Here is a 17,402-nt window from a genome sequence, read left to right as displayed (position 1 = left end):
GAGCAAGTGCGCGCCGTGGCCGCCGTGCTGGCCGCCAGCCCCGCGCCGCTCAGCCTGCCCGCCATCGAAGCGCGCTTCAAGGGCCGCGGCCCCTGGAAGAAAAGCCTGCCCACCCTCTTGCAAACCCTCGAAGCCCTGGGCCGCGCGCAGGCGGTGGCCACCGATGGCGAAGTGGCGTGGCGGGGGTGATGCAATCGCTCTTAATTCAATAGCTATCAGCGCTTACCCTTAAAGGGCTGGCGGCACTTTTTGCTGATAATTGGCCTGCCGGAGTGGAATCCCGGTCGCCCGGCGCGGGTCGAAGGTCTGCAACCCCCGGCGTGCACCGGATTCGACAAGCGCAGCCCAAGCGGTGCGCTGCACGAATCCAAGGCGCCATGGGCCTTTCACCCGGCGGGCAAATAGAAAAAAACCAAAGCCTTCGTTGCTACCATGCGCCATGGAATCCAACCCACCGATACCAGCCAGTGCAGCCCAGATTGAGGCGGCCCTGACCAACGCCCAGCGTTTGGAGGCAGTGCGCAGCACCGGTCTGCTCGACACCCTTCCCGAAGAAAGCTTTGACCGCCTGACCCGTCTGGCGGCCAAGCTTACAGGGGCGCCGGTGACCTTTGTGTCGCTGCTCGACTCGTGCCGCGACTTTTACAAAAGCGCCTATGGCCTGGGCGAGCCCCTCAGCACCACGCGCCAGCTGAGCGGGCGCACGTTTTGCCACTATCCCCTGGTGTCGGGCGAGCCGCTGGTGCTGGACGACGTTACCCAGTTGCCCGTTTACGGCGATGTTCCCACCGTGCAATCGCTGGGGGTGCGGGCGTATGCGGGCATTCCGCTGCGCACGGAAGATGGCGAGGTGCTGGGCAGTTTTTGCGCGGTGGATTTCAAGCCCAGGCAGTGGACCGAGCGCGACGTGGAAGTGCTTACCGAGCTGGCCTACTCGGCCATGCGCGAGCTGCGGCTGCGCAAGGCGCTGCAAGACGCCGAAACCCTCAACCAGCAGTTGCAGGCCCAGGTGCAGCAGGTGGATGCGTTGAACCGCGCGCTCAGCGAGCTGGCCACCACCGATGTTTTGACGGGCCTGAGCAATCGACGCGCCTTTGATCACCACCTGAAGCTGGAGCTGGGCATCGTGGACCGCAGGGACACGCCGCTGAGCCTGCTCGTGCTGGACGTGGACCACTTCAAGCGCATCAACGACACCCACGGCCACGAAACGGGCGACAAGGTGTTGCAGGCCATTGCCCAGGTGCTGGCCCGGTGCGCCAGGGCCATTGACATGATCGCCCGCGTGGGGGGCGAGGAGTTTGCCGTCATCCTGCCCAACACCAACGCCGGTGGCGCCCTGGAAGTGGCCCAGCGCATGCGCATCGCCGTGGCGCAGGCCCACTGTGCCGGGCATCAAGTAACCATCAGCGTGGGCAGCGCAACGCTGCAAAGCCACGAAGACGCCACCAGCCTGTTTTCGAGGGCAGACGCCGCGCTTTATGCGGCCAAGGCTGCCGGGCGCAACCGGATGGTCAGCGCTGCATAAACGGGTAGTTTGGGGGTGCGGTGCCCTTGCATCCGCCTCAGACCGGCGCCCCGAACAGCGCCCCCACGCCCGCCGTGATGGCCATGGCCAGCGCGCCCCAGAAGGTGACGCGCCAGGCCCCCACCAGCACGCCCGCGCCACCCGTGCGCGCGGCCACGCCGCCCAGCAGGGCCAAAAAAACCAGGGCGGTGCCGGCCACCCAATAAAGCAGGCTGCTGGCGGGCGCCACGGCGGCCACCACCAGGGGCAAGGCGGCACCGGCGGCAAAGGCGGCGGCCGAGGTAAGCGCGGCCTGCACCGGGCGGGCCGTCATGGCACTGGAGATTTCAAGTTCGTCGCGCGCATGGGCGCCCAGCGCGTCGTGCGCCATGAGTTGCTGGGCCACCTGCTGTGCCAGCGCGGCATCCAAGCCCCGGCCCACATAAATGCTGGCCAGCTCGCGCACCTCGGCGGCGGGATCGGCGGCCAGCTCGCGGCGCTCGCGTTCAAGGTCGGCTTTTTCGGTGTCGGCCTGCGAGTGCACCGACACATATTCGCCCGCCGCCATCGACATGGCCCCGGCCACCAGCCCGGCCACCGCCGTCATCAAGATTGTGGACTGGCTGGCCTGCGCCGCCGCCACGCCCACCACCAGGCTGGCGGTGGACACAATGCCGTCGTTGGCCCCCAGCACGGCGGCGCGCAGCCAGCCGATGCGGGTGGTGCGGTGGCGCTCAGGGTGCAGGCGGCGTGTGGCGGAGGACATGGCGAAGTCTTTGTGCGGGTGGTGAAGACTGGCAGGGTATGGGGCATTGGGGTGGGGAGTCAACCAAGCGGGGCGTTATGGACCGGAGACACCCGCGTTCTGAACATCCCGCTTTGCCCAACCAGATCGGCATGTTCTGCGGCAGAAATTACGCTTGGCTACGTGCGGATAAACTGAATCGCATTACCCACTACCCAGGACCCCCAATGAGAACCCTCATCGCAATGTTTATTTTTGCAGCCGCTACCACTGGCTGCGCTGTTTACACACCATCCGGCTCTGTAGTCGTGGACCCAAAGGGTTCGCACGATTCGGGCAAAGGCAAGTTTTGCCCTCCTGGCCAAGCGAAGAAGGGCAATTGTTAAGGATGTCCGGCACAACCCCAGCGAGTCGGTGGTAGTGCGGATCGGGATGGACCACAAGGCGTCTTTTGGAGACCAGTAGCTCGGCTATTGGCAACAAAAGCAACGCAGTGGACCGCCCGAGACCGCGCAATCACAGACCGCAGGGAGTTATGCAGGTCATCCTCAAGGGTTGCATACAGACATGCGCAGGCGCACCATCGCAATGCTCAAGGCCCCCAACCCCGCGCCGGGCTGGCTGGTGTGGCCGCTTGCCACGGCTCGGCATGGTGGAGGCTCTCATGAACCGCATGGTGTTGGGGCTGGGTCTTGCGTTGCTGGTGCCCTGCGCAGGGGCGCACGGTGCCGGGGCGCGGGCCCACCGCCGCACCGCGTTGCCCACGTCGTCGTTTACCAGCAAAACGCCGCGCAGGTGCACGAGCCGTGCCCACCCACATAGGCACCACTGGCCGACGTGCGCACACCGGCATTTTTGCCTGCGGTGCAACCCGCTTGGAGAATTTTCACCTTGGCACGCCCCGGCGCGGGTATCCACCGCTGCGCGGCGTGGCGGGGTTGCCCACCATGCACTCAGGTGTGCGGTTCGATAACATGCACGCGTTGGTTTTTCCCCTTTCGCAGGAGGTTGCGCATGGCAAAGATTCTGGTGGCAGCGCTGGCGAGCAAAGCCGACGCAAGCGTGTTTGAGGTGCCTTTTGAGACCCAGGCCGACCTGTGCTGGTATGAACTGCCCTACCGCCAGCAGGCCGAGGGTGACGCGCAGTGGTGCTTTGTGGACTACGAGGCCGATGCCACGTTCAAGATCTTCCGCGTCAAATACGCCACCCAGGCCGACATCAAGACTTTCAAGGTCAAATACCCAGAACAGGCGGGCTGGCGCAACAAGGCGCACCGGTTCTGTGGGCAAATCGGCTGAGGGACTGGCCTGTGCTTGGCGCTGAAGGCGATGGCCTCACCGGGTGAGGCCGCACCGCACATACGCCAGCGCCATCTCCATATTTCTCCCCAATGCGGGCCCCTGCCCTCACCCGCCCACGCAGGTCTGCACCTGCTCGCCCAAGCCCGTGCCGCCCAGGCGCATCACGTCGCCGGGCTTGAGGAACCAGGGCGCGGGCTTTTGGCCCAGGCCCACACCGGCGGGCGTGCCTGTCAGCACGATGTCGCCCGGCTCCAGCGTCATGAACTGGCTGACATACGACACCACGGTGGGCACACCAAAGATGAAGTTGCGCGTGTTGCCGTTTTGCACGCGCTGGCCGTTCACCTCCAGCCACAGGTCGATGGCGTGCGGGTCGGGCATCTCGTCGGCGGTTAGCAGCCACGGGCCGATGGGGGCGAAGGTGTCGTAGCTCTTGCCCTTGTCCCACTGGCCGCCACGCTCGGTCTGCCAGGCGCGCTCGGACACATCGTTGGCCAGCACGTAGCCCGCCACATGCTGCAGCGCAGCGGCTTCGCTGACGTGGCTGGCCCGGGTGCCGATGACGATGCCCAGTTCGACCTCCCAGTCGGTCTTGCGCGCGCCCGGTGGAATGCGCACCGCGTCGTTCGGGCCGCTCAGGGCGGTGATGGCTTTCATGAACAGCACGGGCTCGGCGGGCGCCTGCATACCGGCTTCGAGCGCGTGGTCGGCATAGTTCAACCCCACGCAAACGATCTTGCCCACACCCGCCACCGGGCAAGCCAGGCGCGGCGCACCCTGCACGGGAGGCAGGCGGCTGGCATCCAGGGCCGCCAGGGCCGACAAGGTGCGCGGGGCCAACTGAGCGGGGCCCAGTTCGGGCAACAGCATCGACAGATCGCGCAGCACGCCTTGCGCATCCAGCACGCCGGGGCGCTCGGCGCCGGGTTGGCCATAACGAACCAGTTTCATGGGTTGTCCTTGTGTGTCTTGGGTACCGTCCGGTCGCATGCCGCATGTCGCATGCGGGCGGGCGGCGGCGCGGCATCTATCCTAGTCCAGCGGCACGGTGCGGGTAGCTGCGACTTGCTGATGTGCACGCGCCTCACCCATCAGCATTCATGATGCCCCTGTCGCCGTTGGCGATGCCGGGGCCATGGGGCAGCAGGCCGGTGCGGCTTAACATGGTGGGCTTTTCCCGGCGCCTTGCCTGGCGGCCTGGAAACTCCTGTTTTGATAGCTGCTTGCGCTTATGGATATTGCGCTAGAGGCATATTTCTATCCAAAAACCCATGTCCGCGCCCTTGTACCCTGTTGACGATTCTCCATCGCGGCCCCAGCCGCGCAGCCCGGCCGATTTGTTCTGGTCGTTCACCTGGCTGGCGCTGCAGGGCTTTGGCGGCGTGCTGGCGGTGGTGCAGCGCGAGCTGGTCGAAAAAAAGCGCTGGATGACGGACGAGGAGTTCGTGGAAGACTGGGCGGTGGCCCAGATCATGCCGGGCCCCAATGTGGTGAATCTCTCGGTGATGATTGGAGACCGCTATTTCGGGCTGCGCGGTGCCATGGCGGCGCTGGCGGGCATGCTCGCGTTTCCACTGCTGCTGGTGCTGGCGGTGGCGTTGGTGTATGCGCAATTTGCCAGCCACCCGGCCGTGGCGGGCGCGCTGCGGGGCATGGGCGCCGTGGCTGCCGGGCTGATTGCGGGCACGGGCTTCAAGCTTGCGGCGGCGCTGCGCAATCACCCGCTGGGCCCCTGGCTGTGCGCCGCGCTGGCCGCCCTCACCTTCGCTGGCATGGCGCTGCTGCGCTGGCCGCTGGCCTGGGTGCTGCCCGCACTGGGCGGCGTGGCCTGCGTGCTGACGTGGCGAAAGATTGCGCCATGAACCACGCCATTGCACTGCAGCCGCTGGACTGGCTGAATCTGTTTTTCTATTACATCTCGATCTCGCTGCTGGCCGTGGGCGGCGCCATTGCCACCGCGCCCGACATGCACCGCTTTCTGGTGGAGCGCCAGGGCTGGCTGACCGATCTGCAATTCAACGCCTCCATTGCCATCGCCCAGGCGGCGCCGGGGCCCAATGTGCTGTTCATTGCGCTGCTGGGCTGGAATGTGGGCATCAACGCGGGCGGCGCCGGGCCGGCAGGCTGGGCCAGCGGCGTTTTGGGCATGGTGCTGAGCATGGTCGGCATCATGTTGCCCAGCACCACGCTCACCTGGCTGGCTACCCGCTGGGGCCACCGCAACCGCGAGCGGCGCGGCGTGCGCGCCTTCAAGCAGGGCATGGCGCCGGTGGTGATTGGCCTGCTGCTGGCCACCGCCTGGCTGCTGGGCAGCGCCCACGGCAACCCTGCCACCGACTGGCCGCTGTGGCTGCTGACGGCGGTGTGCGCGCTGCTGGTGTGGCGCACGCGCCTGCACCTGCTGTGGCTGCTGGGCGCGGGGGCGCTGCTGGGGGCGCTGGGGCTGGGTGTAAGTGCCTGTTCTAAGTGCTCAACGGCTGCGGGGCCGTGGGTTTGTTGACGCTGCGTTGGCGCGGCTGGGGCCTATTCCGGGAGTGTATTGGCGTGTTGTTGCCGCACCTGCGCTGGCCGCCCGGGATTGATCCAGCACAGTAAATGCTGCTTTTTTGTGCACCACCTGCCCGCCTGAACGTATGCTGCGCTGCTAATACATTCAGCAACAATTTGCCCACCGGGCAGCAGCAGGGAGACAGGCTGATGGAGGCACAAGCCAGCATTCTGGTAGTGGACGATTCACCTGAAAACCTGCAGGTGATGGCGGCCGTTCTGAAAGAGCATTACAAGGTGCGGGTGGCCATCAACGGCGAACGTGCGCTTGCGCTGGCCGCGGCGCCCGAGCCCCCGGACCTGATCCTGCTCGATGTGATGATGCCCGGCATGGACGGCTACGAAGTCTGCTCCCGCCTCAAGAGCAACCCTGCCACGGCGGGCATTCCGGTGCTGTTTGTCTCTTCGTGCGACGAGGAAGAAGACGAGGCGCGGGGCCTGTCGGTGGGGGCCATCGACTACATCATCAAGCCCATCCGGCCCTCCATCGTGCAGGCGCGCGTGCGCAACCACATCGAGCTCAAGCGCAGCCGTGACCTGCTGCAGCGCCTGACCACGCAAGACCACCTCACCGGCATCAGCAACCGGCGCCGGTTTGACGATTACCTGGAGATGGAATGGCGCCGCGCGGCACGAGAGCACGCACCCATTTCGCTGATCAGCATCGACATCGACCACTTCAAGGCCTACAACGACCACTATGGTCACCCGGGCGGCGACCAGTGTCTGATCCAGGTGGCGCACACGCTGGCCGGCTGCATCACGCGCCCCACCGATCTGGTGGCCCGTTGCGGTGGCGAGGAGTTTGCCTGCGTACTGCCCAACACCGACAGCGCAGGCGCCAGCAACCTGGCAGAGATGATGCGCAAGGGCGTGCTGGAGCGTGCACCGGAACACGCAGGCTCGGCCACGCACAGCCATGTGACCATCAGCCTGGGCGTAGCCACCATGGTGCCCGGGGTTGACGAGCCCGTGCAGAAGCTGGTGGACCTGGCCGACGCCGCCCTCTACGAAGCCAAGAGCGCCGGCCGCAACCGTTTCGTCGTCAAGCAGCGCTGAACGGTGCGCCAGCGCCTGCCTGCGCCTGCCGGATGAGGGCCAGCGCAGCCTCGAAGTCGTAACCCTCGATCGCCTGACCGATGGCAGCATGCTGCAACGGAAAGGCAGCCGCCAGCAGCCCGGGCTCCCTGGCCACCAGGTCGATCGAATCCGGGTCCCCCTCGCCCAGCAGGCCCACCAGCTTTTCTGTGAACACCTGCAGCTGATGCGCGTCCTGCGCACCTGCCTGGGGTGCGGGCTCGGCGGGCGTCACAAGGGCGGCCGCCAGCCCGGCCAGTAGGGGCTCCAGCGCATGGGCTACCCCTTCTACCAGCGCATCCACCTGTTGCGCGGTGGCATGGCTGCGGCAGGCGCGCTCCAGTTCGGCGGCCGCTGCCTGCACGGCGCGTGCGCCAATGCTGCCGGCCACCGATTTGAGCGTGTGCGCCAGGCGCTCGGGCGCAGTGGCGTCTCCCTGCGACTGCGCCGCCCGGAAGGACGCCACAAAACCCGACTGCCCTGCATGGAACTTGCGCAGCAGTGAGCGGTACAAGGTCTCGTTGTGCATGGTGGTGGTCAACCCGGCTGCCACATCGATGCCCGGCAGGGCCGGGAAGCCCTGAGCGACCGCCGCAACCGCAGCCGATGCCGCCGAACCCCACTGAGGCGCACGTTGCGGCATCTCCTTGCCAGCAGGTGCCCCCCTGCCCACCCAGCGGGCAATGGTGCTGAACATGCCGCCCACGTCCAGAGGCTTGGCGATGTAATCGTTCATGCCGATGGACAGGGCGCGTTCGCGGTCTCCGGCCATGGCGTTGGCCGTCATGGCAATCACCGGCAGATCCTGCAGGGCCGCGTTGGCGCGGATGTGCCGTGTGGCCTCGTAGCCGTCCATCACCGGCATCTGGCAGTCCATCAGCACACAGTCAAAACGGGCGTCATGCGCCAGCAGGTCCAGCGCCTCACGGCCGTTGGTGGCGAGCTCCACATCCACCCCGGCATGGCGCAGCAGCTCCAGCGCGAGTTCCTGGTTGAGTTCGTTGTCTTCCACCAGCAGCAGGCGCTTGCCGGCAAGCTGGTGCATGGCGTTCTGGCTGTCTTGCCCCATGAGCCCGGTGCGATGCTCGGTGAGGCCCTTGCGGTCGATGGCCGCGCCAATGGCATCGAGCAGCTGGTTGGCCATGACGGGCTTGGTCAGCACCGAACGCAAGGCGACGCCTTGGCGCTCGGCCTCATCGAGCGCCTCTTCCCGGCCATAGGCCGTGACCATGATGGTGGCAGGCACATGGAACAGCTGCCTGTCATGCATGTGGCGCAGGGTTTCAATGCCGTCCATCTCGGGCATCTTCCAGTCAATCAGCACCAGGTCGTAGGGCTGGCTTTGCTGCGCTGCCCGGGTCACGGCCTCCAGGGCTGCGCGGCCATCGGTCGCGGTATGCACCTGCAAGCCCAGGCTTTGCGCAATGCCAGCGGTGATCTCGCGGGCACAGGCGTTGTCATCCACCACCAGCACGCGCATGTTCTGCAGGGCGTTGCGTTCCAGCCTGCGGGGGGCCTCTGCCGTGTTCTGCAGGCCGAACCGCGCCGTGAAGTGGAATTCGGACCCCTTGCCCGCTTCGCTGCAAACCCAGATTCGCCCGCCCATTTGCTCCACCAGCGCCCGGGAGATGGCCAGCCCCAGGCCGGTGCCGCCATACCGGCGCGTGGTGGAGCTGTCGGCCTGGCTGAACGGCTGGAACAGTTTGTCGCACTGCTCGGGGGTCATGCCAATACCGGTGTCGCGCACCCAGAAGTGCAGCTCAATGCCATGGTCATCACCCAGGGTTTTTTCAATACCAATGACCACCTCGCCGTGCTCGGTGAACTTGACGGCGTTGTTGCCCAGGTTGACCAGAATCTGCCCCAGGCGCAGCGGGTCACCCACCAGGTCTTGCGGAATGTCGGGCGGCACGTTGAACAGCAGCTCCAGCCCTTTGTCCTCGGTCTTGATTCCAATCAGGTTGGAGAGGTGCTCCATCACCTCGTCCAGCCGGAACCCGGTCTGCTCGATCACCATCTTGCCCGCCTCGACCTTGGAAAAATCAAGGATGTCGTTGATGATGCCCAGCAGGCTGACGGCGGAGCGGTGTGCCTTTTCGACATAGTTGCGCTGGCGCGCGTCGAGCGGCGTCTGCAGCGCCAAATGTGACATGCCGATGATGGCGTTCATCGGCGTGCGGATCTCGTGGCTCATGTTGGCCAGAAAATCACTCTTGGCCTTGACGGCCTCTTCGGCCACACGCCGGGCCTCGGCCATGGCCCGCTCGGCGGCCTTGCGTTCGGCAATGTCCTCGAACACCCAGATGGTCACCTGGCGATGGTCGGCGGCATGGATGGCGCGGCCAGAGACCTGCGCCACGAAGGTGCCCCCGTCCTTGCGCGCAAACTCCCACTCCACGTTCACATCTTTGCCCAAGGCCAGCAAGGGCCCCACCGTGGCGCCAAATTCGCCATAATTTTCGGGGGAATGGTAGATGCTGCTCCCCGGCTGCCCGATCAGCTCTTCGGGCTGATAGCCCAGGTATTCGCCCATGCGCAGATTCACCCGCAAGATCACGCCGTCGGCCGTGTAGATGATGCCGTTGGGGGCGTTGTCAAAAATCATCTGCTGCTCGGCCAGCAGGTTGCGGTTGTAGGCCTCGCTGTCGCGCAGGCTGGCCTCGGCGGCTTTTTGCTCGGTGATGTCCTGGTTGATCCCCACCAGCCTGCGCGGGCAGCCGTCCGCCCCGCGCAGAGCGGCATGGCCAATGTCGAGAATCCAGCGCCAGTCGCCCTGCGCGCTGCGCATGCGAAAGGTTTCGGTGTGGTCGGGGGACTCGTTGCGCAGAAAGCTGCGCAAGCGGGCCTGAACCCGCGCCCGGTCGTCGGGGTGGATCAGGTCTTCCCAGCAGGCCATGTGGGTCGGGTAGCGGGCCAGCAGGGCGTCTTTTTCGTAGCCCAGCATTTCGGCCCAGATGTCATTGACGGCCACCTCCACGATCTGGTGGTTTTCATCAATGGTGCAGTCGTACATGCCCAGATTGGCACCACGCAGCGCCAGGTTCAGGCGCTCTTCACTGCGTGCGATGCGCTGCTCAACGATCTGGCGTTCGGTAATGTCATACAGCCAGGACACCAAATGGCGGCCATCGGAAAAGTCGAGCAATATGGACGACAGCAGCACCGTGATGGGCGTGCCATCGGTGCGCACAAAGTCGGCCTGGTAGCCTTTGACCGAGCCATCGCGGCGCAGCAGTTCCATGAACCGCTCGCGGTCTGACGGGTTGCGCCAGGAGCGGCTGGCATGGTGCGTGGCCAGGTTTTCGGGCCGCACGCCCAGCATTTCGGCGTGCTGGCGGTTGGCAAAAACCAGTCGCCCGTCTTCGGTGCCAATGATCACGCCCACCGGGCTGTTTTCAAGGATGCGGCGCAGGCGTTCTTCGTTCTCCTGGCGGTCGCGTTCCAGCTTTTTGCGATCGGTAATGTCTTCATACACCCACACCGCCGAGCGCTCGAACCCCGGTATGTTGATGCCCTGCCCCGACACCATGGCCACGAACACCGAGCCGTCGTCGCGCTCAAAACTCCATTCGGTCCGCACTTCCTTGCCGACACTCAGCAGCGGCGCAGCAATCTCGGCAAAGGCACGATAGCCTTCGTCGGTGCGAAACATGCGCCGGGACACGGGCTGCCCGATGACATCCTCGCGCTGGAGCCCCATGTTTTCACACAGCCGCTTGTTGACGCGCAGGATGATGCCGTCGGCAGTGAAGCAGATACCGTTGGGTGCGTTTTCAAAGATCACCTGCTGCTCTTCGAGCAGTTTGCGGATCTCGGCTTGCTGGCTATCGATCTCCTGCCGGGCACGCCGCTTTTCAGAGACATCCTCCACTGTAAAGCGCAGCAGGATGCGCCCGCCACAGTCAAAGGCCATGAGGTTGACCTCGGCATCGAAAATATCCCCGTTGGCCCGGCGGGCGCGCCACAGGAAGTTGGCTATGCCATGCTCAAAAATGGAGCGCGTGATCTCGGCCCCCGCCGTCTGGGTGTCGGTGCCGTCGTACTGGACGTCGGCAGAAAAATCCAGCGGCATCTTGCCCAGCACCTGCTCTCGCTGGGTAAAGCCATAGATGCGCACGGCCGCCATGTTGCAGTCAACAATGCCGACGGCCGGATCAATGATGACGATGGGCACGGGCGAGTCCTGATAGACGCGCTTGTTGTAGGCCGCACTCTGGGCCAGGGTGGCCTGTGCCTTTTCGCAAGCGAGCCGGCTCTCTTCGAGCGTATCCCTGAGTGCCTGGTTTTCCTGCGCCAGGGCTTGCAGCTCGTGCCGCACATCGGTACCGGATTGCGGCAAATCAGACAGCTCCATGGACTCTCCTGTGGCGTGCCTCGGCAAGGAAGTCTCCGAAATGGCGCTCCCTGGCCGCGGTCAGCGGCCAGTATCGACAGCCCCGTCACAAGCGTCAATGCCAAGTACGGTGCGCCCTCGCCCCATGCCCGCACTGATTGAGCTAACGCAAGGCCCGACCGGGCACGCCTGTCTCTCCGGCGCCGGTGCCGGGAGCAACGCCGGTTCGCGCACGGCGCAATCTGTGGTGGTGGTGGCGGTGTTGTTGCCTGCTCAATGCGCTTCTGACAGCAACGCGGGCAGCACCTGGGCTGCAGTGCCGCGCAGCGCTTCGTGCGCCACGGCATCAAGTTCGGTTGGCTGCGGGTTGACGATGACCACCCGAGCCCCGGCATCGCGGGCGATGCGCGCCAGGCCCGCGGCGGGGTACACCGCGCCCGCCGTGCCCACCACCAGCATCAGGTCGCAGACGCGGGCGGCCTGCTGGGCGGCTTCCAGCGTGGCATACGGCAGCGGCTCGCCAAACCACACCACACCTGGCCGCAACAGGTTGCCGCAACGGTCGCAATATGGCGGGTGGCCAGCCACGGCATGGTCGATATGGCAGCAATTGCGCGGGGTGTCGAGCCAGCGGTCGGCAAAGATGTCGCCATGCAGGCACAGCACGCCGGTGCTGCCCGCACGCTGGTGCAGGCCGTCTACGTTCTGGGTAATCAACGTGATGCGCCCGGGGTGCCGCTGCTGGAACTGCGCCAGCGCCACATGACCGGCATTGGGCTGCGAGGCAGCCAGCAGGCCACGCCGGTGCTGGTACCAGTCCCATACGCGCCGGGGGTGGGCACGAAAGCCCTCTTCGGTTGCCATGTCTTCGGGGCGAAACTGGGCCCAGTAGCCGGTTTGCGCCTCACGGAAGGTGGGCACGCCGGATTCGGCACTGATGCCCGCCCCGGTCAGCACGGCAACATGCCGCGCCTGCTCAACCCACGTTGTGGCGGTGTCGAGCAAGGCGCCCTCTTCCATCTTCTAGGAGGACTTGCGGCTCAAGACCGCTGGCGCAGCGCCTCGTACAGGCACACGCCGCTGGCCACCGAGACGTTCAGGCTTTCTACCGCGCCCTTCATGGGAATGCTGACGAGTGCGTCGCAGGTTTTGCGCGTGAGCTGGCGCATCCCGTCGCCCTCTGCGCCCAGCACCAGCGCCACGGGGCCTTTCAAATCCGCCTGGTAGATGGTTTGCGGCGCGTCGTCGCTGGTGCCAATGATCCAGATGTTGCGCTCCTTGAGCTCGTTCAGGGTGCGCGCCAGGTTGGTCACCATGAAGTACGGCACGGTCTCGGCCGCGCCGCTGGCCACCTTGGCCACGGTGGCGTTGACGCCCACTGCGTGGTCCTTGGGGGCGATCACCGCATGGGCTCCCGCACCATCGGCCACGCGCAGGCAGGCGCCCAGGTTGTGCGGGTCGGTCACGCCATCAAGCACCAGCAGCAGGGGCTGCTCGATGCCGGCGGCTTCGAGGTTTTCAAGCAGCTCGTCGAGCGAGGTGACCTGCGCCACGGGCTCCACGCGCGCCGCGACGCCCTGGTGGCCATGGCTGCCGGCCAGCTTGGCAATGCGCACGCTGTCGGCCTCGATCAGGCGGGCACCGGCCTCGCGGGCACGGTCGAGAAACTGGCGCATGCGGGCATCGCGCCGCGTCACCTCGTAATAAATCTCGATGATGGATTTCGGCGCGGTCTTCAGACGCACACCCACGGCGTGAAAGCCGAAGAGAACTTTGGGGCTGGACATGGGGGGATTATCCGGGCATTGCCGGCGCCCCCAGAGTTGCACCCTTCAGGCAACGGGCCATACAAGTGCATCGAGAGGCAACGGGGTTGCGCAAAGGGCTTGCTCTCAAGCGCCTAAAATCGCGGTCTTCCATTTAGCGATCTGCTGGACGGCGCTGCTTTTGCGTGCCGTTTTTGCTACCCATGTGGCTTTACGGGTTGGACTTTTTCCAACCCCCTTGATTGATGGCCCGCCGCGGTTTTGTGCACATGTTGCCGCGGCCACTGGCCTGTTTTACCTTTGTTCAATACCATGATTTTTAACCCGCTTCGCTGGGCACAGCGCACGAGCCTGGTCACACAAATTGTGATCGCCATGATTGCAGGCATCGCGCTGGCCGTGTTGTTTCCGGCTGCCACACCCAAGGTGGCCATTTTGGGCACGCTGTTCATTTCAGCCCTCAAGGCCGTGGCACCTGTGCTGGTGTTCATTTTGGTGATTGCCGCCATCAGCAACCACAAGCCCGGCGAAGCCACCCACGTGCGCCCGGTGCTCTTTTTGTATCTGGTGGGCACACTGGTGGCGTCCGTGGTGGGCGTTACGGCCAGTCTGTGGTTTCCGTCCACGCTGGTGCTGCAAGCCCCGGCGCAGGCGGCTAACGCCCCCATGCACATCCAGGATGTGCTGCTGACGCTGCTCATGAACGTGGTGGACAACCCTGTGCGGGCGCTGATGAATGCCAACTACATCGGCATCCTGGCCTGGGCGGTGGGCTTTGGCATGGCCATGCGCCACGCCAGCGCGGGCACCCGCACCGTCATGCACGACTTGTCGGCCGGCATCACGGTCATCATCCAGGTGGTGATCCGCTTTGCACCACTGGGCATTTTTGGCCTGGTGGCCAGCACCTTTGCCGAAGCCGGCGCGCAGGCGCTGTGGGGCTATGCGCACCTGCTGGCCGTGTTGCTGGGCTGCATGGTGTTTGTGGCGCTGGTGGTCAATCCGCTCATCGTGTTCCTGGCGCTGCGCATCAATCCGTATCCGCTGGTGTTTACCTGCCTGCGCGAGAGCGGCGTGACGGCGTTTTTCACGCGCAGCTCGGCGGCCAATATCCCCATCAACCTGGCGCTGGCAAAGCGCCTGAACCTGAACGAGGACACCTACAGCATCGCCATTCCGCTGGGAGCCACCATCAACATGGCTGGTGCGGCCATCACCATCAGCGTGCTGTCGCTGGCGGCAGTGCACACGCTGGGCATTGCGGTCGAAGTGCCCACCGCCCTGCTGTTGTGCGTGGTGGCGGCCGTCTGTGCCTGCGGTGCTTCGGGCGTGGCCGGTGGATCGCTGCTGCTCATTCCGCTGGCGTGCAGCCTGTTTGGCATCAGCAACGATGTCGCCATGCAGGTGGTGGCCATCGGTTTCATCATCGGCATCCTGCAGGACTCGGCCGAAACGGCGCTCAATTCATCGACCGATGTGCTCTTCACGGCCGTGGCATGCCGCTGGGCAGAACCACAGCCCCCGTCAGCGCGCTAAAACGTTACCGGACACCGACCGGGTCAGGTGCTGACCCGGCCTGCCTCGATGCTGATAAGGCGGTCGCAGCGCTGGGCAATGGCCCGATCGTGCGTGACCAGCACCAGCGTGGTGCCGTGCTCGCGGTTGAGGTCAAACATCAGCTGCATGATGGTTTCGCCGGTGGCGAAGTCCAGGCTGCCGGTGGGCTCGTCGGCCAGCAGCACGGCGGGCTGCATCACAAAAGCACGTGCCAGCGCCACGCGCTGCTGCTCGCCACCGCTCAGCACCTTGGGGTAATGCCCCAGGCGCTGACCCAGCCCGACATGCTTGAGCATCTCGGTGGCCGCCTTGCGGGCATCGCTGCGGTCGGCCAGTTCGAGCGGCAGCATGACGTTTTCAAGTGCTGTGAGGTTGCCCATCAGCTGAAAACTCTGAAACACGAAACCCACCTTTTGCGCACGCAGCGCGGCCCGGCCGTCTTCACTCAGCGCAAACAGATCCTGGCCGTCAAGCCGCACGGTGCCGCGCGTAGGCGTATCAAGGCCCGCAATGATGGACAGCAGCGTGCTTTTTCCAGAGCCGGACGCGCCAACAATGGCCACGGTTTCCCCAGACTCCAGGCGGAAATCGATATCACGCAGAATGTCCAGTGTGCCGGTGGAATCCGTCACCGACTTGAATACATGCTCGACCGCAATAATGGGTTTGGCTGGTGACTGGGTAGGTTCGGACATGAAAGGTTTTTTATTTTGATTTGCGATCTGCATCGACGCCACTTTATCCTGACCGCTGCAGCCGGCGCGCTGGCGGGGCTTTATGCCCCGGCAGCGATGGCGCAAAAGCCTGCCCCGGTGCGACCACAGGTCATTCTGGTGCTGGGCGATTCCCTCAGCGCCGAATATGGCCTGCCGCGCGGAACGGGTTGGGTGGCACTGCTGGAAAAGCGCCTGGCGCAGGAAGAGATAGCCGCCACTGTGGTGAACGCCAGCGTGAGCGGAGAAACCACGTCCGGCGGGCGCTCCCGCCTTGCGGCGCTGCTGACGCAGCACCAACCCAGCCAGGTGGTGATCGAGCTGGGCGGCAATGATGCCCTGCGGGGCCTGCCACTGAAAAATACCGAAGAAAACCTGACGTGGATGGTGCAGACGGCCCAGAAATCAGGAGCCAAGGTACTACTCGTGGGGATGCAGGTGCCCCCCAATTACGGAACCGACTATGCCAACCGCTTTGCGGCCACCTTTACAACCGTGGCCAAGGCGCGCAAGGTGGGAGTGGTGCCGTTTTTCCTCAAGGGCGTGGCCGATGGCCCCGACCCGACCCGCCTGTTCCAGCCAGACCGCATCCACCCGCGCGCCGAGGCGCATCCGCAGATGCTGGCCAATGTGTGGCCGGAACTCCAGAAGCTCTTGCGTTAAAGAGCCCCGGGGGAAATCAACTGCCGGTTGACTCCGATGGGTTTGCAGGTGCGGGAGACGCAAAAGCGGCGGGGCCGTCGGTGGGCTGCCCATCTTGCGGCTCGTCAGGCCGGCGGTGAGTTTTGGCTTTGAGCTTCTCTTCCTTTTTTTTCTTTTTGGCGAGTTCGCGCTGGCGCTTTTCGTATCCGTAGTTGGGTGTTGCCAAGGTATTTGCTTCCTAAAGTAGGGGCCCACTGTAACAGCTTGCCCCTGGAGGCGGGCCCAGACCGCGCTTCACTGCTTGGGGGAAACCGCTGCGCGGTAGGCGTGCCAGCTGGCGTGGCCCAGCACCGGCCCGGCCAGCAACAGGCCCGCCCCCCAGAACCACAGTGACACCACCACGATGAGGGTGATCAACAAACCCCACAGCAGCATGACGGCGGGGTTTTCCAGCACCACCCGCATACTGGTGATGCCTGCGGTCAGCGCATCGGTATCACGGTCCAGGATCATGGGAATGGAGACCACCGAGGTCGAGAAAACCAGCGCTGCAAAAGCACCCCCCACCGCCATGTAGACGCCGACAAATCCCCAGTTCTGGGGGTTGAAGATGGCCGCCATCACCCCTGTGGTAGAGGGCATTCCGGTATTGAAAAACACCGCAAACACCACCAGCGACGCCCGGCCCCACAGCAACTCCAGCACCACCAGCACGAGCACCAGCATGCCCATGCTGCCCATGTGCTTGTCCCAGCAGGTGATGGACTGCCCCAGATCGGGCGCCTGGCCAGCCTCGCGGCGCCGACTGGTGTCATAAAGGCCCATGGCCAGAAACGGCCCTACCAACAGGCACCCACTGGCCAGCGACATGGTGTATTCGGGCCGTGTGCGAAACACCCAGCCCAACACCAGCGCCATGCACCAGAAACATGCTCCATAAAACAGGGCGATGCCGGGCGCGGCCACCACATCCTGAAGGCCCTTGCGCAGCCAGCGAAAGGGATCTGCGAGGCGCAGGGGATTAAGTGCGATCGCCACGGCGGCGGCGGGCGGGACTTGGGCGGCAGGAGGTGCGGACATGGCAGTGATGGAGGTAATGGCAGAAGGTGCAAGAGGGTTTATGGGGACGACGGACACACCGTCCGTTGACACATATCAACACCCTAAGCCACCTGACCGCCACGCGCCACTGAGGAAACTACCACCCCTCAGC

The 17,402-nt window shown here is 64.9% G+C and carries 16 protein-coding genes; 8 read left to right on the top strand and 8 right to left on the bottom strand.

Features of this window, described 5'->3' with window-relative positions:
- Together DTW89_RS15615 and DTW89_RS15605 are read left to right on the top strand one after the other, a co-directional pair.
- On the top strand, window positions 1-189 hold a 189-nt coding region (locus DTW89_RS15615), incomplete at its 5' end, for a hypothetical protein (protein WP_147277667.1).
- Between the two features lie 250 nt (window positions 190-439).
- A complete protein-coding gene (locus DTW89_RS15605) occupies window positions 440-1,528 on the top strand; it encodes a sensor domain-containing diguanylate cyclase (RefSeq protein ID WP_114656608.1) in 1,089 nt (362 codons plus the stop codon).
- Window positions 1,529-1,565: 37 nt separating this feature from the next.
- Here DTW89_RS15605 and DTW89_RS15600 read toward each other — a convergent pair whose 3' ends face one another.
- Window positions 1,566-2,273, bottom strand: coding sequence for a VIT1/CCC1 transporter family protein (locus tag DTW89_RS15600; RefSeq protein ID WP_114656607.1), 708 nt, complete (start codon window positions 2,271-2,273; stop codon window positions 1,566-1,568).
- A gap of 993 nt (window positions 2,274-3,266) precedes the next feature.
- Between DTW89_RS15600 and DTW89_RS15595 the strand changes: the two genes are divergently transcribed.
- On the top strand, window positions 3,267-3,551 hold the full coding sequence (locus DTW89_RS15595; RefSeq protein ID WP_024815017.1) for a DUF6150 family protein: 285 nt from the start codon (window positions 3,267-3,269) through the stop codon (window positions 3,549-3,551).
- Window positions 3,552-3,659: 108 nt separating this feature from the next.
- Here DTW89_RS15595 and DTW89_RS15590 read toward each other — a convergent pair whose 3' ends face one another.
- The gene (locus DTW89_RS15590; protein ID WP_114656606.1) at window positions 3,660-4,505 is read right to left on the bottom strand and encodes a fumarylacetoacetate hydrolase family protein; all 846 of its coding nucleotides are present in this window, start codon (window positions 4,503-4,505) and stop codon (window positions 3,660-3,662) included.
- A gap of 320 nt (window positions 4,506-4,825) precedes the next feature.
- Here DTW89_RS15590 and DTW89_RS15585 point away from each other — a divergent pair, with 320 nt between their 5' ends.
- The 3 genes from DTW89_RS15585 (at window position 4,826) to DTW89_RS15575 (ending at window position 7,160) form a co-directional block, all read left to right on the top strand.
- Window positions 4,826-5,416 (top strand): chromate transporter, encoded by a 591-nt coding sequence (locus DTW89_RS15585; protein WP_111866649.1) that lies wholly within the window; start codon window positions 4,826-4,828, stop codon window positions 5,414-5,416.
- A complete protein-coding gene (locus DTW89_RS15580) occupies window positions 5,413-6,054 on the top strand; it encodes a chromate transporter (RefSeq protein WP_114656605.1) in 642 nt (213 codons plus the stop codon). The genes DTW89_RS15585 and DTW89_RS15580 overlap by 4 nt, the downstream gene beginning before the upstream one ends.
- Before the next feature lie 197 nt (window positions 6,055-6,251).
- Window positions 6,252-7,160: a diguanylate cyclase domain-containing protein gene (locus DTW89_RS15575; protein WP_114656604.1), complete on the top strand. Its 909-nt coding sequence runs from the start codon at window positions 6,252-6,254 to the stop codon at window positions 7,158-7,160.
- On the opposite strand, the gene DTW89_RS15570 is transcribed toward DTW89_RS15575, so the two are convergent.
- The 3 genes from DTW89_RS15570 to rlmB form a co-directional block, all read right to left on the bottom strand.
- Window positions 7,147-11,532 (bottom strand): PAS domain S-box protein, encoded by a 4,386-nt coding sequence (locus tag DTW89_RS15570; RefSeq protein WP_114656603.1) that lies wholly within the window; start codon window positions 11,530-11,532, stop codon window positions 7,147-7,149. The genes DTW89_RS15575 and DTW89_RS15570 overlap by 14 nt on opposite strands.
- Window positions 11,533-11,784: 252 nt before the next feature.
- Window positions 11,785-12,531: an SIR2 family NAD-dependent protein deacylase gene (locus DTW89_RS15565; RefSeq protein WP_114656602.1), complete on the bottom strand. Its 747-nt coding sequence runs from the start codon at window positions 12,529-12,531 to the stop codon at window positions 11,785-11,787.
- Window positions 12,532-12,551: 20 nt separating this feature from the next.
- Entirely contained in the window at window positions 12,552-13,298 is a 747-nt protein-coding gene (gene rlmB / locus DTW89_RS15560) for a 23S rRNA (guanosine(2251)-2'-O)-methyltransferase RlmB (protein ID WP_114656601.1), read from the bottom strand.
- 291 nt (window positions 13,299-13,589) lie between these two features.
- On the opposite strand from rlmB, the gene sstT reads away from it, so the two are divergent.
- Entirely contained in the window at window positions 13,590-14,813 is a 1,224-nt protein-coding gene (gene sstT, locus DTW89_RS15555; protein WP_114656600.1) for a serine/threonine transporter SstT, read from the top strand.
- Window positions 14,814-14,836: 23 nt separating this feature from the next.
- On the opposite strand, the gene DTW89_RS15550 is transcribed toward sstT, so the two are convergent.
- Window positions 14,837-15,529, bottom strand: coding sequence for an ABC transporter ATP-binding protein (locus DTW89_RS15550; RefSeq protein WP_114656599.1), 693 nt, complete (start codon window positions 15,527-15,529; stop codon window positions 14,837-14,839).
- Between the two features lie 15 nt (window positions 15,530-15,544).
- Between DTW89_RS15550 and DTW89_RS15545 the strand changes: the two genes are divergently transcribed.
- Window positions 15,545-16,210: an arylesterase gene (locus DTW89_RS15545; protein WP_024815006.1), complete on the top strand. Its 666-nt coding sequence runs from the start codon at window positions 15,545-15,547 to the stop codon at window positions 16,208-16,210.
- A gap of 16 nt (window positions 16,211-16,226) precedes the next feature.
- Here the strand turns inward: DTW89_RS15545 and DTW89_RS19775 are convergent, their stop codons facing one another.
- Complete coding sequence (locus DTW89_RS19775; protein WP_024815005.1) at window positions 16,227-16,415, bottom strand: hypothetical protein; 189 nt, start codon at window positions 16,413-16,415, stop codon at window positions 16,227-16,229.
- A gap of 68 nt (window positions 16,416-16,483) precedes the next feature.
- Window positions 16,484-17,269 (bottom strand): DUF2189 domain-containing protein, encoded by a 786-nt coding sequence (locus tag DTW89_RS15535; protein WP_114656598.1) that lies wholly within the window; start codon window positions 17,267-17,269, stop codon window positions 16,484-16,486.
- Window positions 17,270-17,402 lie beyond the last annotated feature (133 nt).

Origin of the sequence: Acidovorax sp. BoFeN1, assembly GCF_003345135.1 — a bacterium.
GTDB classification, from domain to species: Bacteria; Pseudomonadota; Gammaproteobacteria; order Burkholderiales; family Burkholderiaceae_C; genus Acidovorax; species Acidovorax defluvii.
Note: the sequence above shows the minus strand (reverse complement) of the source record. Positions and strands in the feature narration are given on the sequence as shown.